Origin of the sequence: Emticicia soli, from assembly GCF_037860775.1 — a bacterium.
In the GTDB taxonomy this organism is placed as follows: domain Bacteria; phylum Bacteroidota; class Bacteroidia; order Cytophagales; family Spirosomataceae; genus Emticicia; species Emticicia soli.
Map to the genome: position 1 here is coordinate 256830 of NZ_JBBEWC010000007.1, position 25207 is coordinate 282036.

General features: G+C 38.5%; 28 protein-coding genes. 12 read left to right on the forward strand and 16 right to left on the reverse strand.

The annotated features are described in order from the left end of the window. Positions 1-2: 2 nt before the first annotated feature. From WAE64_RS13160 to WAE64_RS13210, 11 genes are all read right to left on the reverse strand, one after another. Entirely contained in the window at positions 3-239 is a 237-nt protein-coding gene (locus WAE64_RS13160; RefSeq protein WP_340237155.1) for a CBU_0592 family membrane protein, read from the reverse strand. Beyond that, complete coding sequence (locus tag WAE64_RS13165) at positions 236-1159, reverse strand: bifunctional riboflavin kinase/FAD synthetase (protein WP_340237157.1); 924 nt, start codon at positions 1157-1159, stop codon at positions 236-238. The genes WAE64_RS13160 and WAE64_RS13165 overlap by 4 nt, the downstream gene beginning before the upstream one ends. A gap of 52 nt (positions 1160-1211) precedes the next feature. Continuing rightward, a complete protein-coding gene (gene truB, locus WAE64_RS13170; protein ID WP_340237158.1) occupies positions 1212-1898 on the reverse strand; it encodes a tRNA pseudouridine(55) synthase TruB in 687 nt (228 codons plus the stop codon). Positions 1899-1920: 22 nt separating this feature from the next. Further along, positions 1921-2712, reverse strand: coding sequence for an undecaprenyl-diphosphate phosphatase (locus WAE64_RS13175; protein ID WP_340237160.1), 792 nt, complete (start codon positions 2710-2712; stop codon positions 1921-1923). 61 nt (positions 2713-2773) lie between these two features. Beyond that, positions 2774-3025 carry a DUF3098 domain-containing protein gene (locus WAE64_RS13180; protein ID WP_340237162.1) on the reverse strand — a complete coding sequence of 84 codons (252 nt, stop codon included), beginning with the start codon at positions 3023-3025 and terminating at the stop codon, positions 2774-2776. A gap of 96 nt (positions 3026-3121) precedes the next feature. Further along, a complete protein-coding gene (locus WAE64_RS13185; RefSeq protein WP_340237164.1) occupies positions 3122-3997 on the reverse strand; it encodes a cell division protein FtsX in 876 nt (291 codons plus the stop codon). 81 nt (positions 3998-4078) lie between these two features. Then, positions 4079-4939, reverse strand: coding sequence for a lysophospholipid acyltransferase family protein (locus WAE64_RS13190; RefSeq protein WP_340237166.1), 861 nt, complete (start codon positions 4937-4939; stop codon positions 4079-4081). Positions 4940-5072: 133 nt separating this feature from the next. Next, a complete protein-coding gene (locus WAE64_RS13195) occupies positions 5073-5897 on the reverse strand; it encodes an FkbM family methyltransferase (protein ID WP_340237167.1) in 825 nt (274 codons plus the stop codon). Between the two features lie 245 nt (positions 5898-6142). Beyond that, positions 6143-6736, reverse strand: coding sequence for a bifunctional nuclease family protein (locus WAE64_RS13200; RefSeq protein WP_340237168.1), 594 nt, complete (start codon positions 6734-6736; stop codon positions 6143-6145). 292 nt (positions 6737-7028) lie between these two features. Next, complete coding sequence (locus WAE64_RS13205; protein WP_340237170.1) at positions 7029-7994, reverse strand: electron transfer flavoprotein subunit alpha/FixB family protein; 966 nt, start codon at positions 7992-7994, stop codon at positions 7029-7031. A gap of 36 nt (positions 7995-8030) precedes the next feature. After that, positions 8031-8765, reverse strand: a complete 735-nt coding sequence (locus tag WAE64_RS13210) for an electron transfer flavoprotein subunit beta/FixA family protein (RefSeq protein WP_340237172.1) — start codon at positions 8763-8765, stop codon at positions 8031-8033. Positions 8766-8954: 189 nt separating this feature from the next. On the opposite strand from WAE64_RS13210, the gene WAE64_RS13215 reads away from it, so the two are divergent. Continuing rightward, complete coding sequence (locus WAE64_RS13215) at positions 8955-9278, forward strand: tetratricopeptide repeat protein (RefSeq protein WP_340237173.1); 324 nt, start codon at positions 8955-8957, stop codon at positions 9276-9278. Here the strand turns inward: WAE64_RS13215 and WAE64_RS13220 are convergent, their stop codons facing one another. Next, positions 9279-9665, reverse strand: a complete 387-nt coding sequence (locus WAE64_RS13220; protein ID WP_340237174.1) for a hypothetical protein — start codon at positions 9663-9665, stop codon at positions 9279-9281. It lies immediately after the preceding gene. A gap of 278 nt (positions 9666-9943) precedes the next feature. On the opposite strand from WAE64_RS13220, the gene WAE64_RS13225 reads away from it, so the two are divergent. Beyond that, positions 9944-11017: an asparaginase gene (locus WAE64_RS13225; protein WP_340237176.1), complete on the forward strand. Its 1074-nt coding sequence runs from the start codon at positions 9944-9946 to the stop codon at positions 11015-11017. A 2-nt stretch (positions 11018-11019) separates the two neighbouring features. Here the strand turns inward: WAE64_RS13225 and WAE64_RS13230 are convergent, their stop codons facing one another. Then, entirely contained in the window at positions 11020-11886 is an 867-nt protein-coding gene (locus tag WAE64_RS13230) for an AraC family transcriptional regulator (RefSeq protein WP_340237178.1), read from the reverse strand. A gap of 290 nt (positions 11887-12176) precedes the next feature. Here WAE64_RS13230 and WAE64_RS13235 point away from each other — a divergent pair, with 290 nt between their 5' ends. Together WAE64_RS13235 and treF are read left to right on the forward strand one after the other, a co-directional pair. Continuing rightward, complete coding sequence (locus tag WAE64_RS13235) at positions 12177-13430, forward strand: MFS transporter (RefSeq protein WP_340237181.1); 1254 nt, start codon at positions 12177-12179, stop codon at positions 13428-13430. Positions 13431-13445: 15 nt separating this feature from the next. Further along, positions 13446-14954 carry an alpha,alpha-trehalase TreF gene (gene treF / locus WAE64_RS13240; protein ID WP_340237182.1) on the forward strand — a complete coding sequence of 503 codons (1509 nt, stop codon included), beginning with the start codon at positions 13446-13448 and terminating at the stop codon, positions 14952-14954. Positions 14955-14963: 9 nt separating this feature from the next. Here treF and WAE64_RS13245 read toward each other — a convergent pair whose 3' ends face one another. Continuing rightward, on the reverse strand, positions 14964-15326 hold the full coding sequence (locus WAE64_RS13245; RefSeq protein ID WP_340237183.1) for a DoxX family protein: 363 nt from the start codon (positions 15324-15326) through the stop codon (positions 14964-14966). Positions 15327-15420: 94 nt separating this feature from the next. Between WAE64_RS13245 and WAE64_RS13250 the strand changes: the two genes are divergently transcribed. From WAE64_RS13250 to WAE64_RS13270, 5 genes are read left to right on the forward strand one after another with little or no spacing between them, the layout of a single operon-like run. Next, the gene (locus tag WAE64_RS13250) at positions 15421-16455 is read left to right on the forward strand and encodes a DUF3500 domain-containing protein (RefSeq protein ID WP_340237185.1); all 1035 of its coding nucleotides are present in this window, start codon (positions 15421-15423) and stop codon (positions 16453-16455) included. A 6-nt stretch (positions 16456-16461) separates the two neighbouring features. After that, the gene (locus WAE64_RS13255; protein ID WP_340237187.1) at positions 16462-17769 is read left to right on the forward strand and encodes a right-handed parallel beta-helix repeat-containing protein; all 1308 of its coding nucleotides are present in this window, start codon (positions 16462-16464) and stop codon (positions 17767-17769) included. Further along, complete coding sequence (locus tag WAE64_RS13260; RefSeq protein ID WP_340237189.1) at positions 17766-18983, forward strand: serine hydrolase domain-containing protein; 1218 nt, start codon at positions 17766-17768, stop codon at positions 18981-18983. The genes WAE64_RS13255 and WAE64_RS13260 overlap by 4 nt, the downstream gene beginning before the upstream one ends. 32 nt (positions 18984-19015) lie before the next feature. Next, positions 19016-19774 carry an NIPSNAP family protein gene (locus WAE64_RS13265; protein WP_340237190.1) on the forward strand — a complete coding sequence of 253 codons (759 nt, stop codon included), beginning with the start codon at positions 19016-19018 and terminating at the stop codon, positions 19772-19774. Positions 19775-19778: 4 nt separating this feature from the next. Next, positions 19779-20774: a polysaccharide deacetylase family protein gene (locus WAE64_RS13270; protein WP_340237191.1), complete on the forward strand. Its 996-nt coding sequence runs from the start codon at positions 19779-19781 to the stop codon at positions 20772-20774. Between the two features lie 56 nt (positions 20775-20830). Here WAE64_RS13270 and WAE64_RS13275 read toward each other — a convergent pair whose 3' ends face one another. Next, on the reverse strand, positions 20831-21328 hold the full coding sequence (locus WAE64_RS13275; protein ID WP_340237192.1) for a pyridoxamine 5'-phosphate oxidase family protein: 498 nt from the start codon (positions 21326-21328) through the stop codon (positions 20831-20833). Between the two features lie 237 nt (positions 21329-21565). On the opposite strand from WAE64_RS13275, the gene WAE64_RS13280 reads away from it, so the two are divergent. From WAE64_RS13280 to WAE64_RS13290, 3 genes are read left to right on the forward strand one after another with little or no spacing between them, the layout of a single operon-like run. Then, entirely contained in the window at positions 21566-22033 is a 468-nt protein-coding gene (locus WAE64_RS13280; RefSeq protein ID WP_340237193.1) for a hypothetical protein, read from the forward strand. Positions 22034-22069: 36 nt separating this feature from the next. Continuing rightward, positions 22070-23272, forward strand: a complete 1203-nt coding sequence (locus tag WAE64_RS13285) for an NAD(P)/FAD-dependent oxidoreductase (RefSeq protein ID WP_340237194.1) — start codon at positions 22070-22072, stop codon at positions 23270-23272. A gap of 48 nt (positions 23273-23320) precedes the next feature. Then, positions 23321-24166 (forward strand): SDR family oxidoreductase, encoded by an 846-nt coding sequence (locus WAE64_RS13290; RefSeq protein ID WP_340237195.1) that lies wholly within the window; start codon positions 23321-23323, stop codon positions 24164-24166. Between the two features lie 198 nt (positions 24167-24364). On the opposite strand, the gene WAE64_RS13295 is transcribed toward WAE64_RS13290, so the two are convergent. Beyond that, positions 24365-24904 (reverse strand): YciE/YciF ferroxidase family protein, encoded by a 540-nt coding sequence (locus WAE64_RS13295; protein WP_340237196.1) that lies wholly within the window; start codon positions 24902-24904, stop codon positions 24365-24367. Between the last annotated feature and the right edge of the window lie 303 nt (positions 24905-25207).

The following is a 25207-nucleotide window of genomic DNA, read 5'->3' on the forward strand; positions in this document are numbered from 1 at the left end:
TGCTATTTTTTGCGGATAATAGCCGCCAGGGCTATCAGAACCCAAATAATATTTACGGCCATTGATGGATACGCTTGGTGGAAATATGTATTTATAATAAAACATATTCCACCAATTGCATTTGCCCAAATATAAGATTTATCTTTGGCGTCTAGCTTCCCCTGGATATTCAGAAAATAAGAACCTGTGATTAACACAGCACCAATCCAACCTACAATTTCGACTAAATCGATTTTCATAACATTTCAATTGCCTTTTCTTTATCTTTTAGAATTTGGGTTTTTAACTCTTCAATACCGTTGAATTTTTGTTCTGGCCGTATGTAGTCTAGCAATTCAACGCTGATGTTTTCGCCATAGATGTCGGCTGTGAAATCAAGAATATGTACTTCTTGTGTGCGGCCGATGCCATCAACAGTAGGACGGTTGCCGATATTCATGATACCATTTAGCCAAGTGCCTCTCACAAGCGTTCGTACGGCATACACACCATTTGCCGGAATGAGTTTATAAGGTTCTGAAACTTGTACATTGGCTGTTGGAAAGCCAATAGTTCTACCTAGCTGGCGTCCTTTTACTACGATGCCCGAAAAACTGTAGTTTCTACCTAATAAATCATTGGCTTCTTTGATATGCCCCTCTGATAGTGATTCTCTTATTTTTGTAGAGCTGATAACAAGGTTATCTATTTCTTGCCGTGAGATTTCTTCTAATTTAATGCCAAATTTATCGGAATTATCTTCCAGGTATTGGAAATTACCCTCACGATTTCTTCCGAAATGATGGTCATAGCCAATTACCAGCTTTTTAGTGCCAATGGTATCAATTAATATTTTTTGCACATATTCTTCAGAGCTTAGCTCTGAAAACTCACGTGTAAATGGTACTATCAATAAATGATTAACGCCCTGCTTTTCGAGCAGCTCAATTTTTTCATCTACTGTAGATAGGAGTTTAAGCCCTTGGCTGTCTTGCGAAACCACCATTCGAGGGTGAGGCCAAAAGGTAAGTACTACTGACTCACCTCCTGATTGTGCTGTGGTTTCACGTAATATTTGTAAGATTTTCTGATGACCCAAATGAACCCCATCAAATGTCCCGCTCGTAACAATGGCATTATTCAGGGGGGTAAAATCTGCTAGATTATAATATACTTTCAAGTTCTAAAGAATTATGTAAGGCCCATAGGCATTGTAAATAAAACAATGCCTTTTATTGATTGGCCGCAAAATTACGAATATTCTCTAGAAATTGTTCGAGACTAAGCGCATTTTCAATCTTAAAATTGCCAATGCGAGTTCTGCGAAGCGAACTCATGTATGCGCCAGATTGAAGAAGTTCACCAAAGTCTCGTACAAGACTGCGGATATACGTTCCTTTTGAACAAACAATGCGGAAAGATATTTCGGGGAAATTGCTAGTATCTATATCAAATTCTTTAATCTCAACCTGTCTTGATTTTATCACCACCTCTTCGCCTTTGCGTGCCGACTCGTAGGCTCTTTTGCCATTTACTTTAATAGCCGAGTGCGCAGGTGGAATCTGGTCTATCACACCGCTTAGTTTTGCAACAGCCTCAGCGAGTGCTTCAGGAGTAATATGGTCAACAGGATATTCGGCATCAAATTCTGTTTCTAAATCAACCGATGGCGTGGTTTTACCTAAAACCAAAGTACCTGTGTATTCTTTTTCCTGAGCCTGATAAGTATCAATCTCTTTGGTTTTTTTGTTGGTACATAGTATCAGCAAGCCTGTTGCTAGCGGGTCGAGCGTACCCGCATGCCCCACTTTTTTGTATTTGGCTGCATACCGAACCTTATTTACTACATCGAAAGAAGTCCATTTAAGAGGTTTGTCAATCAGTAGCACCTCATTTCTTTCATCAACGACTGTTTGCATAAATGGAGTATTAATTTGGCTTTTAAACTATCTTCAATTCATATCCTGCCGCTAGCAAACCTAGTATTATTAAGCCAACGATAATTCGGTAATATCCAAAAACTTTGAAGCCGTACTTTTGTAAATAACTGATAAAAAACTTGATGGCTATCATGGCCACAATAAACGCCACTACATTACCAACTAAAAGCAATTGTAATTCGTCAGACGAAAACGTTAAAGTACCTGATTTGTAACTCTTCAATAGTTTGTAAGCCGAGGCCGCAAACATGGTAGGCACAGCCAAAAAGAAAGAGAATTCGGCTGAATCTTTACGTGATAAACCTTGAAACATACCACCAATGATACTCGCTGCCGAACGAGATACGCCCGGAATCATAGCAATACATTGGAACAAACCGATTTTAACGGCATCAGGGTAGCTAATGTTTTCTTTGGTTGATTTGTTTTCAAAGTATTTATCAATGAAAACCAGAATTACACCACCAACAACCATAGAGATAGCTACAACTAATACGCTTTCGAGCAAAGAATCAATAAAATCATTGAGCAGAAAACCAATAATGGCAGCCGGAATGAAGGCCGTCAATAATTTAGTGTAAAACTCAATAGATTGCAGGAAGCGCTTCCAGTAAAGAACAAGAACCGATAAGATTGCTCCGAACTGAATATTTACTTCAAAGACCTTTGTAAAATCTAATTCGCTTATACCCATTAGAGATGAGCCGATAATCATGTGCCCGGTAGAGCTAATAGGTAGATACTCTGTGATTCCTTCGATTATTGCAAGGATAATAGCCTGAATAAGATTCATTGAAATGTATGGTAAATATTTTAGGAAATGCGAATTAAGCCAGTATTAAACAAAGAACACATCACTTCTTCTTGAAAATAGCATAGAACTCAAACAAAAAGCCGATAAAAGTAATGGCTGGCCCAAGTGTGATACCTAAAAAACCAAAACCGAATTCTTCCTTGTCGAGGGTCATAATGAAGAAGCCAAGAAGAATAAGGCCCACACCAATAAGCATTAAGATGTAATTCTGACGGTTAAAAGGAAGTGCACTTTTATTGCCACTGTTCTCAGCACTTGTTACTTCTGTTTTGTTGGGAGTGATATTTTTCATAATCGTAGGTTTCCTTATCCCAAGGATACTATTTTATAGTTTATCTGTGCAAAAGGGGATATTCTTCACACAAAATGATGATATATAATTAATGATTTAATACAAATCTCCGAGGTCGGTTCTAAGGTATCGGTGCATCGACTGAAAGGTGCTCAACACGCTAATCAGCACACCTAAAGCAATTACTCCGGCACAAAGAATACCTATTTTTACATAGTCTTGCAGCACAACCAGGTCTTCAATTTTGTTTACGGCTATCTGTTGCACGCCAAAAAACAAAGCAGTAGCCAGCATACCTGACAATAAACCCTGCCATATTCCACGGCCAACAAAAGGCTTCTGTATAAACCAATCGGTAGCACCAACCAATTGCATACTTCTGATAATGAGGCGTTGCGAATAAAGCGCCAAACGAATGGTATTGTTGATTAAAAGAAAAATAGCAACCAGCAATACAATTATCACCGAAGCAATAATCAAAAAAGCTTTATACGCGTTTTTATTCACACTATCTACAAAGTCTTTGGCGTAGTCGGCCTCAAAAACACCCGAAATCTGCTCGAGGTCTGTTTTGATGTTTTCAAGATTCAGTTCGCTCAAATAACTTTCACGAATCCTTAAGCTGAAAGCATCTCGGTAGGGGTTTTCACCCAAAACAGAAGTGTAGTCTTCGTTTATATCTTTCAATACTCTTTTGGCGGTACTTTCTTTCGATATGAACTTTATCTGGGGCACATTTTCAGCATAAGCTACGTAGCCTTTCTTTGCGATAATGTTTCGCACAGAATCCTGCTGAATTGGTGTTAACGATTTATCTAAATAGACCTGTACCTCAATATTCTGTTTTACATACCCAACCAATTGTTTAGAGGTAAGGGCTATCCAACCTGTAAAAGCTATAAGAAACAAAGCAGTTGTTAAGCTAATAATAATTAAAAGGCTTGGATAACTACCTAATTTTCGTTTTGGCATCTTGAATCTATTTAAAACAAATCTTTGCGGCTTGGTTAATTTTGGGCAAAGATAGAAAATGTAGTAGAAATATAGACTAATTTAATGATTTTTAACAGAATTAGTCGACTCGCCTCTCCAGCGGGCAATTCGCTCGGGCATATCTTGCTCAATGATATTTTTAATAACTTCTGTGATTTCGTCTACCGTTGCCTCGGGTGCAAAGTGAATAGGGTCTTTGAATTTTACACGTAATTCGGTGTTTCTTTTTTTGTAGGCAAGCCCGGTTTTATTAAATGCTCTTCTGAAGCCATCAATAACAACAGGTACCACAATCGGGTTGGTTTCTTTAATAATATGGGCCGTACCTTTACGAATAGGAGCGTAGGGGCTGGTAGTCCCTTGCGGAAAACTAACAACCCAGCCAAAATCAAGCCCTTTGGCTACGTTGCTTCCGGCAGACGTATCAAGTTCTCGTTTTACATTTTCGCCTTTGGCTCTCCACGAACGTTCTACAAGAATAGCGCCTGCCAAACTAAAAATACGAGGTATCAAGCCTTCTTTCATGGTTTCGCTGGCGGCTACATAAAATGTGCGAGCTCTGGGTGCCAGCAATGACACAGGTATTACTCTATTACCAAAACCCCATTTTACCGAGCAGAAAATATGATAAAACGTAATTACATCGGCAAAGTAGGTTTGATGATTCGAAATAAAGTAGACATTTTTATTGGGTAAGCGGGCAATTTTTTCGGCGCCTTCAACTTTTAGCTGATTGGCAACAGCAATGCGCCAGTAGGTCGGGAAGCCCGCAATAAGTATAATCAGACGTTTTAAAATTAACCAGTTGCCAAATGGGTCTCGTTCAAAAATACCAAAGATGTCAATATAAGAAATGTACCTAAAAAATAGATTAGGGTCATTGTTTGGGATTGGCAAAAAGTTACGTAGTACTCGGAGCATTATAATTTTAAATTGTTTAGTTAGGGCTTATCAGAACCGTTTGGATGGACAAATATCCATCCAAACGGGCTCTTAATGGATGTAAGATATAAATAAAAACTTATATTTCAATAAGCCTATCTACGCAACCGGATTAAATTTTTGGAATAGCCAGTATATCAAAATGTTTCCAGTCTGTCATGTTCTCACGTTTGATAGCTTGCTTTTTGGTGTTAATATCAAAAGCCTCAACATAGAATAAATCATAACCAAGATCGGCCACTAAATCGTACAAAACGTGGCGTTGTGCTTTGGTCAATTTTGTAAAACACTCAAAAATAAGATTAGGCTTGTGTTGCTTTAGCAGTGGCAATATTGATTGAATAATATCAGTATCGTAGCCCTCTGTATCAATTTTTATTAGTGTTAGTTTTGGCAGTTGTTCCGGGAAATTGGCTTCCAGAAACTCTTGTAGCTTAACACCCTTTACTTTTTCGTTCAGGCCATATTTACCATGTCGGTTTTGTTCGGTTTCGGCAATACCACCGTTATTATAAGTAGCCTCTGACGAATTATAGAAAAACTCACCTTCGTAGGTTGTAATGGCCAACTGCAATGGTATAATATTGGTAAATTCTTTATTAAGCTTTGCATTTTGCTCCAGAATCTTATAGATATAAGGGTTTGGGTCAAAACCTAGCACAGTACCCTCTTTACCAACTGCCAGTGCCATAGGAATGGTAGAGTCGCCAATGTGAGCACCTATGTCAATAATAAAATCGCCTTTCTTTAATATTTTCTTATAAAAATCAACTTGCCCTTGTGAAAGGTGCTTTTCGGCTTCCAATGGGTTTTCCCATCTTGCAAAACTTACTTTACCAAATTCGGGTAAATCATACTCTACAACTTTATGCGGATACTCCTTAAAAGTTGTTTTGATTTTGTACTTTTCAAATTTCCTTTTCAGATAAGAAAACATAAATAAACGGTTTATATGATGGTAAATAATTAATTGTTTGAAAGGGGTACGCTTAAGCTAATCGCAAATATATTCGGATATTTTGAAAGCCAAGTTTTCTTAACATATATATTTTACCGTGAGGGATACGTTTTTCTGAAAAATTAACAGTTTCTTAAATGTAGGTGTAGATTTAAAGCCCAACAACGAAAAAAGCCATTTGTTGTAGCAAATGGCTTCGAAGTTTATATGTGTTATGCTATAAATTAATTTCTTTTGCCAATTTCATCTCTGATCTTAGCCGCCTTCTCATACTCTTCATTCGCCAGTGCCTGATTTAAAAGGTTGTTTAGTTCTTCAAGATTCAAATCTTTAAGAGAATCTTTCGAGCCTTTTTGTGGGCGGGTAGATGAAGATACCAGTTCTTGTGGCTCGTCGGCGGTAGAAGCTTCTTGTGTTGTAATGCCGGCATCGGTCAGAATCTGGTTTGTTGTATAGATAGGTACCTGAAAGCGTAAGCCAATAGCTACGGCATCAGATGGGCGTGCGTCGATAGATTTCTGACGGATACCATCGGTACAAATTATTTTGGCATAAAATATACCTTCTCGCAAATCTGAAATCAGAATCTCTTCAACAGTAAAATCAAATGCACGGGCAAATGATTTGAAGAGGTCGTGAGTCATTGGGCGATTGGGCGTAATACGCTCCATTTCAATAGCAATGGCCTGTGCTTCAAACATGCCAATGATAATCGGTAATCGACGATTACCGAATTCCTCTGCCAGAACCAGTGCAAAAGAACCGGTTTGTGATTGGCTTGGAGATAGACCTAATATTTCGAGTTTTATTTTTTCCACGATGCAAATATAAGGATTTCTTAATTTGTCTATTAAACTAAACCAAAAAAAGTCCTGTGAATATAGAGTACACAGTTTTTAACTTTAAAAGGCTTGTTTTGGTTTCCAAAAAAACACAAAAACTCGAAACTTTAAGAATAAATTAACGAGAATTTTATTTTTATTTTATGGAGCGAGTCTTGTGCGCCAGAACCGCCTCAAATTAATGAATGAAAAGCATTTGCTAAACCCATCTAATAAAAAAAGCCCCGGAGGGTAGCTCCAGGGCACTTTCGTTGTATCAATAAAAATATTATTTCAATTCTTTTACCGCTTTGGTTAATTTAGGCAATACATCAAACACATCGCCTACAATACCGTAATCAGCAGCTTTAAAGAAAGGCGCATCGGCATCTTTGTTGATAACCACAATTACTTTAGATGAGTTAACACCCGCAAGGTGCTGAATGGCTCCTGAAATACCGCACGCAATATAGAGATTCGGAGACACTTTTACACCCGTTTGTCCAACGTGCTCATGGTGAGGGCGCCAGTCAAGGTCTGATACAGGCTTAGAGCAAGCAGTTGCAGCGCCAAGGGCATCAGCCAGGTCTAATAGTGGTTGCCAATGCTCAGCACCTTTCATACCACGGCCGCCCGATACCACAAGGTCGGCTTCAGGTAAAGAAACTGTTCCGGTAGCTTTTACGGTTTCAGTTACTTTGGCTGTAAACAAATTATCGGCCAATGCTGGTGCAAAGGTTTCAACTGTGGCAGTATTACTGCTTTCAACAGGGTTTACAGCGTTTTTCTTTACAGCCAATACTTTTATATCGCTTGTAATGCTTACAACTTCAAAGGCTTTACCTGTAAAAATGCTTCGTTTTACTTTAAAACCACTCGATAAATCCGGTAATTCAATTACGTTTCCTACTACGGCCGCTTTCAATGTTCCGGCTGCACGGGCAGTTACGGCATCAGCCAGCGATGATTTCGCCGTGATAATTACCTTTGCACTTATACTATTGGCTGCTTCTACAAGCACTTTTGCATAAGCCATGCTGTTTGGTGCTTCTAGTTTAGCATCGTTGGCGTGCAATACTTTGTTTGCGCCATAGTTGCCTGCAATGCCAAGCTCGGCAGCATCTGCTTTGCCAATAGCAAGGGCAGTTACAGAAGTACCTAGTTTTTCGGCCACCTGAGAGCCATAGTAGATGGCTTCAAGAGAAGATTTTTTGATTGCGCCGTCGGCAATCTCTGTGAAAACTAATATAGCCATGATATAATATCTTTTCTGGAAATGAATAATTGTGAATTAAATAACCTTTGCCTCTTTGTGCAATAACTCTATCAGCTTTTCGGCCTCATCGGCAGATATCATCTTGCAGGCACCCTTGGCAGGTGGCAAGCTGTATTTATCTGTTGAAGTAAGTGCTTCGCCAGATGCCGGAATTACTTTCAAAGGTTTTGTACGGGCGGTCATGATACCACGCATATTTGGTATTTTCCATTCAGCAATTGGTTCCTGGCAACCTAATACAAGTGGGAGTGGAGCTTCGAGTTTTTCTTTACCTCCTTCTATCTCACGTGTCATTTTAGCCACGCCATTTTCAATATCTAATTGCATAACCGGAGAAAACGACGGAATGCCCAGAATTTCGCCTACAATGCCATGAACAACACCAGAGTTATAATCGCTCGTTTCTCTTCCCATCAATATCAGGTCGTAGTTACCTTCTTTGGCAACTGCGGCTATTTGTTCGGCTACAAAATAGGAGTCGGTTGGCTCAGTGTCAACCCTTACTGCCTCGTCGGCTCCAATAGCAAGAGCTTTACGTATTTGTGGTTCAGCATCGGCTGTGCCAACATTTAATACGGTGATAGTGGCTCCTGATTTTTCTTTTAATTCAACTGCTCTTGCGAGCGCATAATCATCGTAGGGCCCGATGATGTATTGTACTCCTGCTTTATTCAACTTGGTATCTCCATCAGTAAAACTGATTTTCGAAGTTGTGTCAGGTACATTCGAAATGCAGACTAGTATTTTCATAGATATGTTGCCCCTTACCCCTAAAGGGATTGTTTTTATAGAATAGATGCTTTTAGGGGTTTTCTAAAAAGCATTATTATTATAATGAACCAACGATTTTAATTAGCTATTTTTGCCCGAAAGCAAGTAGAAAAATAAAAATTGTTATGCATGCATAACAATTGCAAATCTAAATTAAAGAAGAATATCATGCAAGCGGAAAGATTAAAAATTTTATTGCAGTATCTGGCAGAAGAACCCAACGAACCTTTTAATATTTATGGGGTTGCAATGGAGTATATAAACAGTGATCCTGACAAAGCACTAGCGTATCTGGAACAGCTATTGACAGAGCACCCAGACTATGTGCCGACTTATTATCATGCAGCCACTTTGTATTTTGAAAAAGAGCAGTTTGAAAAAGCAGAAGAGGTATATAAACTAGGAATAGAAATAGCTCACCAAAAGCAGAATATAAAAGCTTATGATGAGCTAAAAAGAGCTTATAGGATGTTTCTGGACGAAATTGAATAATCAATGATAATACTCGTCTTCTTCCTTTACCTTGGTTTTGCCAAACATGGCTCTGAAAGTATCGGTCATGTATAACATATCTAATACTTTGTTACGAGCCTGTTTCATGGTATAAACACGGTGGTTTTGTTGTATTTGTTCTTCTAGTTGTTGTAAGACATACACCATACACTCTTCGTTTACCGAGAAATCTTCAACGATATACATCAGAAAACGATTTTCTAGGTTATTGTCTGCAAAATAAAAAACTAAGTGGAAATCTTCTCCTACCAAAAACGCAGCGGTTTTGTCTGCATCAAATGTTTTAAACATTTCTCTATGGTCAACTAAGCAATCTATAATCGCTACTTCGTCTGTTATTATTCTTATTGTTGGTGTTAAGCTCATATCTCCGTCCTTTTATTATGTGTTTTCGTTTGTTGCTTTTCAAATATAACGAAATATAAATGAGAAAATTCCAAAAAAATTAAAAAAAATCTTGAAATAATATAATTTTTTTATTTAAAAAACGCTGAAAAAAGGCTTGTTTTTGAGTATTTCTACTCAAAAAAATGATTTTTTTGAAAAATCATGTTACGTTTTAGCTAACTTCGCCTCAATAATTTAAAAAAATCAGTATTTAAGCGTAAATCAAACCTTGTATTTTTGCTCTAAAATTTTTTTTTATGTCTTATAAAACTTCAAAAATTACTACTTCATCAATTAAAAATAATCGTGCCACCTCAGTTTTAATGATATATACCGGAGGAACATTGGGTATGGTTTTCGACTCAAAAAGCAAAAGTCTTGTACCGTTTAATTTCAATGAGATACTTACCAATGTGCCTGAGTTGCATCGTCTTGAGTTTGAACTAACTATACTTGCTTTAGAAAAACCAATAGACTCGGCCAATATAAAGCCCGCCATCTGGGTAGAAATTGCAAGGATTATACACGATAATTTTGAGGAATTTGATGCCTTTGTGGTGCTACATGGTACCGATACAATGGCTTATACGGCATCGGCTCTAAGTTTTTTATTAGAGAATCTGAGCAAACCTGTGATTCTGACAGGTGCGCAATTACCCATAGGCATTGCCCGCACCGATGCCCGTGAGAATTTGATTACGGCTCTTGAAATAGCCTCGGCAAAAATTAATGGCAGACCCATTGTGCCCGAAGTAGCTGTGTATTTTAATTCTTATTTATTGCGAGGCAACCGTGCCAAGAAGAAAGAAAGTAGCCAGTTTAATGCCTTCAGGTCTGAGAATTACCCGAATCTGGCAGAAGCAGGTGTAACAATTGATTATAATTTCCCTTTCATACGCCCATACCGAACCGACTTGCCATTGCAATTGCACGAACAGCTCGATGAAAACGTAATGATACTGAAACTCTTTCCGGGTATGCAGCAGGGGCTTATTCATAATATTTTTAATACTAAAGGGCTAAAAGGCGTAGTATTAGAAACCTACGGGGCAGGCAACGCGCCGTCTGAAAGCTGGTTTCTGGATGAATTGAAACAAGCCACTGATGCGGGAATTGTGATTTTTAATGTATCGCAATGCGATGGGGGCAGAGTATTGCAAGGTACTTATCAAACCAGCCGAAAGCTGGAAGAAATAGGAGTAGTAAGTGGCTCTGATATAACGACCGAAGCTGCTATTACCAAAATGATGTTTTTACTCGGAAAAGAAAATTCTCCTGAGCGAGTGAAATTTGATTTGGAGCGAGATATTTGTGGCGAAATGTCGGTTTAGAATTATGCATATGATTTTTTGCGTAATACAAGGTTTTTAAATTGCATAGGGCTTTTGCCTTTTATCTGTTTAAAAACCTTGCTAAAATACGAAACATTCGAAAATCCACATTCAAAACACACATCGGTTATGCTTTTTTCGGTCATGAGCAATTTACAGGCTTGGTTTATACGATACTCGTTCACAAAGTCGGTGTAAGTCATGTTCATAACCTTTTTGAAATAATTGCAAAACGAAGGAACCGTGAGGTGGGCTACATCGGCCACGTCTTTTATATTGATAGGGGTTTGATACGATTGCTCTACATACTCATAAATGCGCTTGATGCGTGCCTGGTCTTTCTGGTTAAAATCATAACGAGTATCAGCTACGTTTAGCAGAATATATTCCTCAGAGTTAGCCAGAATCTGAAAAATTGAAAGTAATTCAATCATGCGATTGAAATGAGAGAGTTGAGGCATTTTTTTTAGCCTGTTTCCTACAATTTTTTTGGTTTGTCCATAAAAATGTATGCCGTGTTGAGAGCGTTCAAAAAGTGCTTTGACGGCTGTCATTTCGGGTTTGTCAAAAAAGTTTTCGCCCAGAAAATCTTCTTTAAACTGTATGACTGTTTCTTCGTGCTCGTCGAGCGCATCGTAGCCGAAGCCTGCATGAGGCAAATTTGAGCCTATAAAAACTAAGTCTCCGTCCTCATAATAACTCAAATGATTACCAACATGCCGCCTACCCGTGCCAAAATGTACAAAAACCATTTCATATTCAGGATGGTAGTGGTAATTCCAGGGAAAAATATTTGATGAAATTTTTAAATGAAGTAGCCGGAACGAACTTCCTTCATCGGGTTGAATTTTTTCAAACGGGGTCTTCACTCTATTAAGATAGGAATAGTTAAAATTTTCATAAAAATAATAATATAGTATTAAAAGTAATGAATATGGGGATATTTTTTCTCTTCGTAAACAGCGAATTTTGTATCACGTTAAATAATACATTTAGTTTTGTTTTAGAGAATACGTCAACGTATGATGAATAAAAAAGCGGGCACAATGCTCGTTTTTTTTTGATTAGGTGAAGAGAAAACTGATAAAATTGCTTGTATAACTGAATGTTTGGAGCATATTTGTTCCTATTTCAACAAAACCCTATTCTAAACAAACGTATGAAAAACTGGAAAATCAAACTGTCGTTGTATCTTAATTATTTTGTATTTGCCATTTTATTAAATAGCGTAGGTATTCTGATTCAGAAATCTATTAATACATACCATGTCGACGAAATAGCAGCTAGCTCGCTGGAAGCATTCAAAGACCTATCTATTGCCTTTGTATCGTTTCTAGTAGGTTCTTTTTTACCACGCCTCGGCTACAAAAAAGGTATGCTTATAGCCCTTGCACTGGTTTTTGTGGGTTGTATTGGTATGTACTTCGGCAATTCGTTTACGGCTGTCAGAATACTTTTTGCTTGTGTAGGTATTTCGTTTGCTGTTATAAAAGTTTCGGTTTATTCATTGGTTGGTCTATTGGCAAAAGATGACAAAGAGCACAAAGGTATTCTGAGTTCTATCGAAAGCTTTTTTATGGTGGGTATTGCTGTCGCTTTTGTGTCTTTTCCAATGTTTTATAGCGACACCGACCCCAATGCATGGCTTAGAGTCTATTTAGTAGTGGCTTTGCTTATTGCAGTTTCGTTTGTGTTTCTGCTTTTTTCCGATTTCGATACACTTAATTATGAAATTCCAGGAAGTAATGTAGTAGACGATTTCAAACAGATGATTGGTCTTTTAAAGCGCCCGATGGTGTTGGTTTTTGCCATAGCCGCTTTTATGTATGTAATGACTGAGCAGGGAATAATGAGTTGGTTGCCAACTTTCAACGAAAAAGTATTGCATTTGCCTGAGCGAACAAGTGTATTTATGGCCGTGATTCTGATGCTTTCTATTGCTGGTGGGCGGTTTATCTCATCAATCCTGGTTAAAAAAGTTTATTGGCTCACTATTCTGATCACTTGCCTTGTAGGGGCGGCTCTTATGGTTGTATTAGTATTGCCGCAAACCAATAATATGGAAGTAAAAACTATTGATTCGGTGGCTGATGTGCCTATCATTGCTTATGTGTTTCCGTTGATAGGTTTCTTTCTGGCGCCACTTTATCCTTTGGTAAACTCTATTGTGTTGAGTGCCACCGAAAAGATATTTCATAGCCCAATGGCATCTTTACTTACTTTCTTTTCGGCTATTGGCGGCACTTTGGGGTCTCGCTTAGTGGGGTATCTTTTTCAAAGCATAGGTGGCGGAAAAGCCTTTTATTTTTCTTTGATACCTATGGGTGTTTTAATCATTTGTTTGTTCTTATTGAACAATATTCAGAAAAAATCAGGTAAAAATATAGAATTCAATTCCAAAGGCGGGCATTGATGGTAAATTAATAAAATGCAACAACCAATTAAATATATACATGAGTTAGGCGAGTTGTTTGAGCAAGTACAATTAGCAAATGTTTTTCCGGATAACAAGACTTTTCCGGATTGCACACCCAAAGGCATCAATAACGAAGAAAGTCTGCAAGAAATAAAAATTCGCTACAACGAACAAAAAAACTTGTCGGAGTTTGACCTAAAAACTTTTGTGCTTAACAATTTTGACCTACCTCAGGATTATGATACTTCATACAGGAGTGATAAAACTGAATCGGCCAAAGAGCATATCGAAAAACTCTGGACTGTTTTAACCCGTGAACCTCATAACGAAAAATCGTCGCTTATTCCATTACCAAACCCATATATTGTACCTGGTGGCCGTTTTGGAGAAGTGTATTATTGGGATAGTTACTTTACAATGTTGGGGTTACAAGAGTCAGGCAAGATTGATATGATTCAGGCGATGGTTGATAATTTTACTTACCTGATTTATAAAATAGGGCACATTCCGAATGCTAATCGGATTTATTATATAGGCAGGTCGCAGCCTCCTTTTTATGCCTTGATGCTACAATTATTGAGTCAGGAAAAAGGGCCACAGGTATTGACGGATTATCTGCCCTACATGGAAAAAGAATACGAGTTCTGGACTGAGGGTAAGCGCCAGCTAAGAGCCGATGTAAAAGCAACAAAAAGAATAGCCAAAATGCCCGATGGGTCAATTATGAACCGTTATTGGGATAGTTTTAATACACCTCGTCCCGAAGCCTATAAAGAAGATTTTGAACTAGCCGCACACTCAAAGCAAAAGCCTGAGGAACTTTACAGACATTTAAGAGCAGCAGCCGAATCGGGTTGGGATTTTAGCAGCCGATGGTTTAAAGACCCAAACTTATTTGAAAGCATACATACTACTGATATTATTCCGGTTGATTTAAACTGCCTGTTGGTGTATTTGGAAGAAACCATTGCCGAAGTATATACATCACAAAAAAGTAATGCTTCTGCACGCCGTTTTGCAGCTGCGGCACAAGCCCGTAGGGCTGCTATTCAGAAATACTGCTGGAATGAAGAAAAAGGTTTTTATTTCGATTATGATTTTGTGAGCAATACCCAGAAACAATCTGAAACCTTGGCAGCAGCTTTTCCGCTTTTCTTTTCAATTGCTACACAAGCCCAGGCCGAAAGGGTAGCACAGGTTTTGGAAGATAAATTTCTAAAAACTGGTGGTTTACTTACAACATTGGCATTTACGGGCCAGCAGTGGGATGCGCCTAATGGTTGGGCCCCTTTGCAATGGATAGCCTACAAAGGCTTAAAAAACTATGGTTTTGATGAACTGGCGCAGAAAGTTAAAAGCAGATGGCTTGAACTGAATCTGAAAGTATATAAGGAGACAGGCAAAATGACCGAAAAATATAATGTGAATGACGAAAATCTGGAAGCAGGTGGCGGCGAATACCCTAACCAGGATGGGTTCGGATGGACGAATGGCGTGTTTCTGAAAATGATGGAGGAGTAAATAAACTTTTTATTGACGAGTATATTGGTACATCCACCAGATTAATAAAAACTGCAAAGGTAGCCTCAGCCACAGAGCAAAAGCCGGAATCTGGTGAAACCTGCCCGAAGTTGCCATGTAAATATTAGCTGGAAAAACAGCTATCAAAAGCAAAATCAATCCCCATGCAGCATAAACTCTTGTCGCATCAAATAGTAAACCTAGTCCTAAGGCAATTTCTGCCACACCACTAATAAGCACCATAGCCCTATGATACGGGATATAAGGTGGCATGGCTTTGATGAAGAATCTTTCTTTGGTAAAATGCGAAACTCCTGCAAAAACAAAAATCAATGCAGCTACATACAAGCCTATAGTTAAGATACTTTTCATACGTGAACAAGGATTAATCTCCACAAGTTAATTTGTTTTTTATAACAAATAGCACTTATTTAGGAATAATAATTCAACCTATAAGAATTTTACTATGAAAACTCTACTTACTGTGTGTATAGTGTGGGTTTGTTGTGTTGGTGTGTTTGCACAAAATACTACCAACAATAAACCCATTGTAAATGCCGCTTCTGCTTTTCTGGCCTTACTTGATAAGCCTCAGCTCGAAAAAATCAATTATGCTTATGATTCTGACGAACGTTTTAACTGGTATTTTGTACCTAAGGCAAGAAACGGACTCATGCTGAGAGAAATGAATGATAAGCAAAAAGAAGCGGCTATGAATCTACTACGAGCTTCTTTGAGCCAACAAGGACAAGAAAAAGCTATTGCAATTATTCAACTCGAAATTATTCTGAAAGAGCTGGAAAAAGCCCCACCCGAAAGCGATTACCGAAGCCCTGTAAAATATTACTTTACGATTTTTGGCACGCCCGATGAGAAAAAACTTTGGGGTTGGCGGATAGAAGGCCATCATCTTTCTTTAAATTTTTCGTCTGAATCAGGCAAATTAGCTTCTGCAACACCCTTGTTTTTTGGAAGTAATCCGGGCATTGTGCCAAGTGGAGAAAAGAAGGGCTATCAGATTTTGAAAGACGAGGTGAATTTTGCATTTGAGCTGCTGAACTCTTTTAATGCTGAGCAATTGAAAAAGCTTATTATCTCAGAAACGGCTCCCGGCGATATTATTACCGGAAACAAGCGTAAGGTAAATGCTTTTAACAAAGAAGGCATAACGTTTGCCGATATGAATGCCGCACAGCAGAAGTTGTTCCTGCGCTTGTTGAGTGTGTATGTGAAAAATTATTCTTTGGGTTTCTCCAATGAACTAATGCAGAAAATAGAAAAGGCCGGACTAAACCAACTAAGATTCGTTTGGGCAGGAGGGAAGAAATATGGCGAGAATAACGGGCATTATTATAGGATTGAGAACGATGTAATCTTGATTGAATATGATAATACGCAAAACAACGGCAATCATATTCATACCGTAACCCGTGATTTGACAAATGATTTTGGAGAAGATATTTTGAAAAAGCACTATGAACAAGAACATTCTAAAAACTAAAAACACATGAAATTGTGGCTATACTTTGGTGTTTGGTTATACATTTTCTTGTTTCAAAACAAGCAGCAAACCTACTATATAAGCCTTGCAGGAAATGATAGTAATGATGGACTAAGTATTAAAACTGCTTGGCGAAGCATTGAAAAACTAAACAATATTACTCTGAAAACAGGAGATAAGGTGCTTTTTGAAGGGGGTGCCGCATTTAAAGGATCTATTCTGCTGGATAGCCTTGATGGAGGGATGCCCAATAAGCCTGTAATTATCGGTAGTTATGGTACAAAACCAGCCATCATTGATGCTGGAGACGGCAAAGGGATTTTTGCTTACAATTGCGAGGGAATCAGGCTTAGTAAACTTTCTTTTCGTGGCAATGGAGTAGATAAAAACAAAGAGAATGGCATTGAGTTTTATACCGATTATACTAACAAATCGCTGAGTTTTATCGAAATTGATAGTTGTGAGGTAAGAGGTTTTCATAAATTCGGGATTCTGATTATGGGTGATAAAAGTGACACCGAAGGCTACAGAAATGTAAAAATTACCCATACAATTGCGCATGAAAACGGCGAGGCAGGTATAGCTTCGCTTGGGAAATATCCGGCAATACCTCACAAAAACTTTTATCTGGCACATAACAAAGCTTTTAATAATAGAGGGATTCTCAGCAAAACACACAATCACTCGGGTAATGGCGTTGTAATGGCTGGCATTGATGGCGTGGTAATAGAGCATTGCGAAGCCTATGAAAATGGTGCTGATAACCGATGCACAGGTGGCGGACCGGTTGGAATCTGGCTTTGGGCTTGCAAAAACGGAGTAATTCAAAAAAGTGAATCGCATCATAACCACGCAGGCTTAACCAAAGATGGCGGCGGTTTTGATATTGATGGCGGTTCGAGCAATTGTATTATCAGAGATTGTTATTCGCACGATAACGAGGGAGCAGGTTATTTATTGGCGCAGTTTGATTGTCCGATAAAGTTCAAAAACAATAAAATTATCAATAATATCAGCCGGAATGATGGTCTGAAAAACAATTATGGCAGTATTACTTTTTGGGGAGATAATACCGAAAACCAAGTAATAGATTGCGAAGTGCGAGACAATAAGTGTTATGTAGAAGCAAAAAACATCGTGAACGGCACTCCCTGTGGTGTTCGCCTGTCGGGTAATCACTTCAAAGGTATGAGGGTAATTAACAATTATTTTGAGATTGCTCCAAAAGGAAAATATATCTTTGCCGATGAAGAAGTAAGTGCCGAAAGAGTTTATTTTAAGAACAACACCATTAAAAAGCATCAGAAAAAATGAGATACTTGCTATTACTTTTAGGATTTGTGGTATTTTCAAACGCTTTTAGTCAGAAGAAAACCACAGATGCCTATTTTCCGCCTTACAATAACTGGCAGCAAAAAAAGCCTGCCGAAATGGGTTTAAATGCTACAAAGATTGCCGAGGCAATCAGCTTTGCGGTTGAGAATGAATCTAAGAATCCCCGTAACATGGAAGTTTCGCATTACCAGAGTTTTGGTAAAGAACCCTTTGGTTTTGGCATAGGTCCGTTTGCAGAGAGGGGAGAACCAACGGGTGTGATTGTTTATAAAGGCTATCTCATAGCGCAATGGGGTGAACCCAACAGATGCGATATGACGCATAGTGTTACCAAGAGTTTTCTCTCAACTACGGTTGGGCTGGCAGTAGATAAAGGGCTTATTAAAAGTGTAAATGATACTGTGACAAACTATATGCCGCCTATCGAACTTTATGGTGAGCCTTTAAGTCGTTCTGCTGATGATTTTGGTAAACCTGAATTGTTAAACCTCTTCAATACTACGCATAATAAAACCATTACATGGGATGCGCTATTGAGACAAACCAGCGACTGGGAAGGTACACTTTGGGGAAAGCCCGATTGGGCCGATAGACCTGATAAAGATGCTGCTCAGTGGCTCAATCGTACAAGAAATAAGCAAGGCACTGTATATGAGTACAACGATGTTCGGGTAAATGTGCTTGCTCTGGCGGCTCTAAGTGTTTGGCGTAAACCCCTACCACAAGTTTTGAAAGAAAACGTAATGGATAAAATCGGTGCCTCGAACACCTGGCGATGGACGGGCTACAGAAACTCCTGGATAGTGCTTGATGGGCAGGCCGTGCAATCGGTGAGTGGAGGCGGGCATTGGGGTGGTGGTATGTTTATCAATGCTTACGACATGGCTCGTTTTGGTTTGCTGTCTTTGCATAGAGGAAAATGGAATGGCCAGCAATTGCTCTCTGAAAACTGGGTGAAACAAGCATTAACCCCAACTAAGCCAGAACCTACTTATGGCTATATGAATTGGTTTCTGAATACCGACAAGAAACTACTACCAAGTGCATCGGCAAATGTATTTTATCATTTGGGTAACGGTGCTAATATGGTGTATGTTGACCCAGACCATGAGCTGGTGATGGTTAGCCGCTGGATTAACACCAATGCGATGGATGGCCTTGTAAAAAAGGTACTAGAGGCCTTTGATAAATAAATTTAACACTTTCAACCTATTTTAAGATTACAATGAAAAAAGTATTTTGGTTTATTCTGCTTACAACCTTATCTTATTGCAGCTATGCACAAACCGCTGCTGCCAAAAAAGAATTTTATGAGATTCGTACCTACGAACTTCGTTTTGGTTCGCCGGCTGCTAATCTTGAGAACTATATTAAAAACGCCCTAATACCAACGCTCAACAGATTGGGTGTGTCAAACGTAGGCGTGTTTAAAGAAATTGCTAAGTCAGAACCCGCAAAAATTTATGTTTTTATTCCGTATGCATCTATAGAGCAGTATGCTACTATAAACACACAGCTAAAATCTGATGCAAAATTCAAAGAAGCAAGTCAGGAATATAACAGTCTTATGCCTGATAAAGCGCCTTATGCCAGATATACTACTTCTCTACTTTCGGCATTTGATGGCCTGCCTAAAATGATTAAACCTACTGCTGAGCAACGTTTTTTTGAGCTAAGAACCTACGAGAGTTTTTCTGATGATGCTGCTCGTAGAAAAATAAAGATGTTTAATGATGATGAAATAAAGATTTTCTACAACACTAAATTAAACCCTGTTTTTTTCGGAGAAGTAGTAGCAGGTGAACACCAACCTTGTTTAACTTATATGCTGACCTTTAAAAATATGGAAGAAAGAGACACCAACTGGAAAGCCTTCAGTGCCGACCCTGACTGGAAAAGAGTATCTGCATTGCCTGAATACGCTAATACGGTATCAAGAATTATAAGAGTTTTTTTAGAACCAACCACCTATTCTCAAATTTAAGTTTATGAAAACCATTTTATCCTTCCTCACAGGAGTTTTACTTACATTTCATGTAACAGCTCAAAACCAGACTTATGCCGAAAAACTGGGGTATCCGAAAGGTGCTAAGGTAATAATTATGCACGTTGATGACGTTGGTATGTCTTATGACTCAAACATTGGGGCTATCAAGGCAATGGAAGAGGGCGTTGCTAATTCGTTAAGTGTCATGATGCCTTGCCCGTGGGTGCCAGGATTCGTACATTACCTAAAAGAACATCCAAAAACAGATGCAGGCTTACATCTTACGCTTACTTCTGAATGGAAAGATTACCGCTGGGGGCCATTAGCGGGAAAAAGCAATGTGCCAAATCTGGTTGATGAAGAAGGTGCCATGTGGCGAAATGTGCAAAGTACCGCAAAAAATGCTTCTGCCGATGATATTGAAAAAGAAATCAGAAGCCAGTTAGACAGAGCCCGCACAATGGGTTTTCAACCAACACACATGGACTCGCACATGGGTACGCTCTTTGCAAGACCTGATTTTCTGGAAAGATACCTGAAAGTGGGTATGGAGCAAAAAATCCCGGTGATGTTTCCGGGTGGGCACGACCACATGATTATGAAAGAAATTGGTAGCGCTGGCCTTAAGTTAGAGCAGGCTCAGGCTATTGGTAAACAATTATGGGATGCAGGTCTACCTGTATTAGACGACCTTCACAACGTTAGTTATGAATGGAATCAGTTCAGAAATCAAAAAGTAAGCGACGATGTATTGCAAAAATATAAAACACAAAAATACATTGAGTCTTTTAAAGATTTGCAGCCAGGCGTAACAATGGTAATTATGCACTGCACGGCTACCACCGAGGTTTTTGAACATATTTCAGACTCAGGCAATAACCGAAGAGGTGACTTATTAGCTATGCTTGACCCTGCTTTGAAGAAGTATATCAAAGATAATAACATCATCATGACAACCTGGAGAGAGCTGAAAGAAAGAAGAGATAAGCTTAAATAAGCATAAAAAAAATTAAGGCTGAGTAAGTTTTCCTTTCTCAGCCTTAATGTGTGTAATCAGAATTTCACCGTGCCGTATGCACCTTCGTCTGTATATTCTTTTCCGGTTACGAGCGTACTTATCATTTTTATGCCAACCACGAGTTTATTCGAATCACTATCCCAATATTCTGCTTCGTGTGCATTAACCTTAATCAAAGTAAGATTAGGGTCATCTTTTCCCTTCGGAAACCATGCTTTAGCAAGGGGTGTCCAGTATTCATCAATTTTTTTCGGGTCGTTTACTTCTGAGGCTTCACCCATAATACAAACATAGGTATTATCAGAAGGCGAAGCGTAGCAAACACAAACATTTGCGTTGGCATTTATTTCGTCTATTTTACCTGAGTCTTTTTCGGTCAGAAACCATATATTTCCATCTTTGTCCATACCCTGAGTACCCATAGGTCTGCTATGAATATGTCCATTTTTTGCGTGGGTACAAAGCATGGCAAAATTTATGTCTTTTACCATCTCACGAATATCCTCCTGCGTTTTTTTTTCTTCGTTTTTCATTCTATTTCTATGCTTTATGTGGATGCCTTAAGATGCAAAAAATGTGTTCCACCCATTAAGATTTTACTTAAGCTTAATATAGCCCAAATTAGTGAGTAACATTAGCAACAGTAATTTGAGTAACAAAATACTCACCATTTATGATTATGATTTAAATCATACTATGGAATGATTTTTTATATAGTAAAAGAAATGTGTTTCACCCAAATTTACATTCAAGTTAAACATTTTGCATCCATGGACAAGTTAAGTGATGAAGCCTTAAGAAGTCTGATACAACTCCGGGAAATAAATGCTGTGAGAGTAAAAGGTTATCAGAAGGCTGTTGACATGATTAAAAACGGAAATTCGAAAAAGTATTTTCAGATTAAAATCGATGAAACTATCGATCTGACCGAGTGTATCAACCGCTCGATTGAGGGAGTAAATTTTGGGCAATCAAAACCAAATAAAGTAGAGGCCGAAAGACCCCACCAGTCTCAGTTTTATTTTACAATGGCGGCAGCCACTACTAATCCACGTACAGTAGCTTTATCTTGCCAATTAGGTGATAAATTCGCTGAGAAGGCTTATGAATCAGCTTTAAGTGCGCTTCAGTTTCTGACTTTGCCAGAATTATTGAGTGCTTTGGGTAAGCAGGTTGCAAGCCTTCGTAAGTCTATTGAATCAACCCGTGAGGCTTTTGATTTGGCATTACCTTATTAACACACAACTGCAAGTTTTAATTATTTACACAACTACATGGATTTAAGAACCGAGTCACCATTTTGGTTGATGAATAGCGGTATTGTACGTTCGTACCCTTCCATCAAGCAATCTTCTTCTACCGACATCGCTATTATGGGTGGTGGAATTACCGGAGCCTTAATTGCTTATTACCTAACACAAGAGGGTATTCCGGCAGTTTTACTTGACAAACGAAAAATCGGCATGGGCAGTACATGTGCCAGTACAGCATTGTTGCAATACGAAATTGATACACCCTTAGGTGAGCTCACTAAATTTGTAGGCGAAAAAAACGCTAATCAAAGTTACCTGATGTGTATAGAGGCAATTGAGAAAATTCAAAAGATAACCCAATCTCTGGCATCAGATGTAGGCTTTTCGTTAAAGAAAAGCTTTTATTATGCTTCTGGCAGTAAAGATGTAAAGGAAATAGAGACTGAATATAGGCTAAGAAAAAATATTGGAATTGAGTTGGAAATGCTAACGAAGCAGGATATTGCTTCGTTATTTCCGTTTTCTGCGCCTGCTGGCTTGTTATCTGAGACTGGCGCACAGATTGATGCTTACTTATTTACCCACGAACTGCTGAATACTTCTATTAGCAATGGTTTGCAAGTATTTGACAAAACCGAAGTAGTAGAAATTAATCATCACAAAACTGGTGTTGAGCTTAAAACTAATTATGGTGAAACCATCAAAGCCAAAAAGCTAATTATAGCTTGTGGTTATGAGTCGCAGGGGTATTTGTCAAAAAAAGTTGTTGATTTCAATTCTTCGTTCGCCATTGTCAGTGAGCCCTTTGGGAACAGTAATTTATGGCATCAGAATGCCCTGATATGGGAAACTGCACGACCGTATCTTTATATGCGTACCACCGACGATAATCGTATTCTGATAGGAGGCAAAGACGAACCATTTTATAACCCTGAGAAAAGAGATAAGCTAAAAGATAAAAAAGCGCTTGAACTACAAAAAGCATTTCAAAAGAAATTTCCTGATTTAGATTTCAGAATAGATTTTTCGTGGGCAGGTACTTTTGCCGAAACCAAAGATGGTTTACCCTATATCGGGCAAGTGAAAGAGCATCCTAACACTTATTTTGCCTTAGGGTTCGGAGGAAATGGCATTGTATTCAGCCAAATTGCAGCCGAGGTTATAAGAGATACCTTGATTGGGAAAAAACACATCGGAACGAATATCTTTAAGTTTGACAGGTAGGTATAGTTTTTTAGTGTACTAGCGTATATTTAAATAAACTTTAATGCTATGAAAAAACATGAAAGAGAAATTGATAATGCGGCTTCGGAAGAGAAGCGCATGAAAGACAAGCCAGTATTTGAAAGGCCATACGACAGACAAACACAAAGATTAAAGAACAAAATAGCACTTATTACCGGAGGTGATAGCGGTATTGGGCGTGCGGTAAGTATTGCTTTTGCCAGAGAAGGAGCAAACGTGGCTATTGTGTATAAGAAAAACGATGCAGACGCAGAAGAAACCAAAAAGCTGGTAGAAGAGAAGGGAACAAAAGCATTACTCATAGAATCGGATATCAGCAATGAAGAAAATTGCAACGAGATAATTGAAAAGGTGATACGGGAGTGGGGTAAGCTGGATATTCTGGTAAACAATGCTGCTGTTCAGTTTCCGCAGAAAGAAGTAGAAGACATAAGTGCCGACCAGATGAAACAGACTTTTGAGACTAACATTTTCTCAAACTTTTATCTTGTTAAGGCGGCTTTGCCGCATCTTAAAAAAGGCAGCTCTATTATTAATACAGCCTCTGTGGTTGCTTATCGAGGTAATCCTTTATTACTCGATTATTCGTCTACTAAAGGTGCTATTGTGGCCTTTACACGTACATTGTCTGGTATGTTGGCCGATAAGAAGATACGAGTAAATGCAGTAGCTCCCGGGCCTATCTGGACTCCGCTCATTGTTTCTACTTTTACAAAAGAACACCAGCGGAAATTTGGTAAGGATACACCCATGAAAAGACCCGGACAACCTGCCGAAGTAGCACCGGCTTATGTTTTTCTGGCATCAGAAGATGCAAGTTATATTAGCGGACAAGTGATACATATCAATGGTGGCGAGCCTGTAAACGGATAATGCGAAGATTTATGCTTAATACATGAGGCTGTCTCAAAAGAAAACTGCACAAAATATTATTTGGTAAGGCTTCGACCCCAAACCCCAACCCCTCTCCCCAACAATGGGGAGGGTTAGGGTGGGGTCTTCCCCAAATATTATTTGGTATAGAAAACTTTTGAGACAGCCCCATTAGCTCAAATAACAGATGTAATAGTGCTATTCCAGGGCTGCCTCCTCATTGATGTGCGCCTCTGCCAGTTCAGTTAGTTTATGGTCTGCTTCACCTTCTTCATCTAAAGTTGTTTGTAATATTTCTGCCACTTCAAAATGGCCTAAAATACGGGCAATATTACGTAATGTACCATAAGAGGCTATTTCGTAATGCTCAACTTTTTGTGCAGCCATTATTAAGCCACAATCTCTTACAAAACTTTTGGTGTCAGTTGAGGCTATAATTTCGTCTCCTTCGTGCAATAAGCCTTCCATAGCCGGGCATTTTTTCGACTGAACTTTTTCACCAATAATTTCAAATACTCTTTCAAGCCGGTTTACATGTTTTTCGGTTTCGGCATGATGAGTATTAAATGCCATTTTTAAGTCTTCTGAAGTAGCCGCCTTCGACATCTTAGGAAGAGCTTTTATCAGATGGCTTTCGGCCCAGTACAGGTCTTTTAGTCCATCCACAAAAAGTGTTTTTAATTTTTCACCATCGTTCTCCGAAAACTTCGAACTTAAACTTTGATTTGGATTTTTCATGATTCCCTGAATTTTAATTAATTAAAAAATAAGAGAAGTACTTATGACTTTTATAAGTTAACAAAAAAAATGTACCATCATAATTTGGATTATTTCTTGTTTAAGGGTAGGTATTAATATTCCTCACGACATTAAAAGTTTTAATTGCATGAGGTAAAAAGTCCTCAAATAAAGAGACGCTTAATGTTTGCTTTTTGAGCTTATTATATAAATTCGAATTACGTATATGTATTTTTGTAAGTTATTGGTTTATAGTTGTTTACGGGGTTGTTTTATGTAGGTAAAAACGAATCTTTTTTGAAT

Bases quoted from the DNA above. Each gene is read 5' to 3' on its own strand.
- WAE64_RS13160 (WP_340237155.1), bottom strand. From the start codon at position 239: ATGAAAATCGATTTAGTCGAAATTGTAGGTTGGATTGGTGCTGTGTTA.
- truB (WP_340237158.1), bottom strand. From the start codon at position 1,898: ATGCAAACAGTCGTTGATGAAAGAAATGAGGTGCTACTGATTGACAAA.
- WAE64_RS13175 (WP_340237160.1), bottom strand. From the start codon at position 2,712: ATGAATCTTATTCAGGCTATTATCCTTGCAATAATCGAAGGAATCACA.
- WAE64_RS13180 (WP_340237162.1), bottom strand. From the start codon at position 3,025: ATGAAAAATATCACTCCCAACAAAACAGAAGTAACAAGTGCTGAGAAC.
- WAE64_RS13185 (WP_340237164.1), bottom strand. From the start codon at position 3,997: ATGCCAAAACGAAAATTAGGTAGTTATCCAAGCCTTTTAATTATTATT.
- WAE64_RS13190 (WP_340237166.1), bottom strand. From the start codon at position 4,939: ATGCTCCGAGTACTACGTAACTTTTTGCCAATCCCAAACAATGACCCT.
- WAE64_RS13195 (WP_340237167.1), bottom strand. From the start codon at position 5,897: ATGTTTTCTTATCTGAAAAGGAAATTTGAAAAGTACAAAATCAAAACA.
- WAE64_RS13205 (WP_340237170.1), bottom strand. From the start codon at position 7,994: ATGGCTATATTAGTTTTCACAGAGATTGCCGACGGCGCAATCAAAAAA.
- WAE64_RS13210 (WP_340237172.1), bottom strand. From the start codon at position 8,765: ATGAAAATACTAGTCTGCATTTCGAATGTACCTGACACAACTTCGAAA.
- WAE64_RS13215 (WP_340237173.1), top strand. From the start codon at position 8,955: ATGCAAGCGGAAAGATTAAAAATTTTATTGCAGTATCTGGCAGAAGAA.
- WAE64_RS13220 (WP_340237174.1), bottom strand. From the start codon at position 9,665: ATGAGCTTAACACCAACAATAAGAATAATAACAGACGAAGTAGCGATT.
- WAE64_RS13225 (WP_340237176.1), top strand. From the start codon at position 9,944: ATGTCTTATAAAACTTCAAAAATTACTACTTCATCAATTAAAAATAAT.
- WAE64_RS13235 (WP_340237181.1), top strand. From the start codon at position 12,177: ATGAAAAACTGGAAAATCAAACTGTCGTTGTATCTTAATTATTTTGTA.
- treF (WP_340237182.1), top strand. From the start codon at position 13,446: ATGCAACAACCAATTAAATATATACATGAGTTAGGCGAGTTGTTTGAG.
- WAE64_RS13245 (WP_340237183.1), bottom strand. From the start codon at position 15,326: ATGAAAAGTATCTTAACTATAGGCTTGTATGTAGCTGCATTGATTTTT.
- WAE64_RS13250 (WP_340237185.1), top strand. From the start codon at position 15,421: ATGAAAACTCTACTTACTGTGTGTATAGTGTGGGTTTGTTGTGTTGGT.
- WAE64_RS13255 (WP_340237187.1), top strand. From the start codon at position 16,462: ATGAAATTGTGGCTATACTTTGGTGTTTGGTTATACATTTTCTTGTTT.
- WAE64_RS13260 (WP_340237189.1), top strand. From the start codon at position 17,766: ATGAGATACTTGCTATTACTTTTAGGATTTGTGGTATTTTCAAACGCT.
- WAE64_RS13265 (WP_340237190.1), top strand. From the start codon at position 19,016: ATGAAAAAAGTATTTTGGTTTATTCTGCTTACAACCTTATCTTATTGC.
- WAE64_RS13270 (WP_340237191.1), top strand. From the start codon at position 19,779: ATGAAAACCATTTTATCCTTCCTCACAGGAGTTTTACTTACATTTCAT.
- WAE64_RS13275 (WP_340237192.1), bottom strand. From the start codon at position 21,328: ATGAAAAACGAAGAAAAAAAAACGCAGGAGGATATTCGTGAGATGGTA.
- WAE64_RS13280 (WP_340237193.1), top strand. From the start codon at position 21,566: ATGGACAAGTTAAGTGATGAAGCCTTAAGAAGTCTGATACAACTCCGG.
- WAE64_RS13285 (WP_340237194.1), top strand. From the start codon at position 22,070: ATGGATTTAAGAACCGAGTCACCATTTTGGTTGATGAATAGCGGTATT.
- WAE64_RS13290 (WP_340237195.1), top strand. From the start codon at position 23,321: ATGAAAAAACATGAAAGAGAAATTGATAATGCGGCTTCGGAAGAGAAG.
- WAE64_RS13295 (WP_340237196.1), bottom strand. From the start codon at position 24,904: ATGAAAAATCCAAATCAAAGTTTAAGTTCGAAGTTTTCGGAGAACGAT.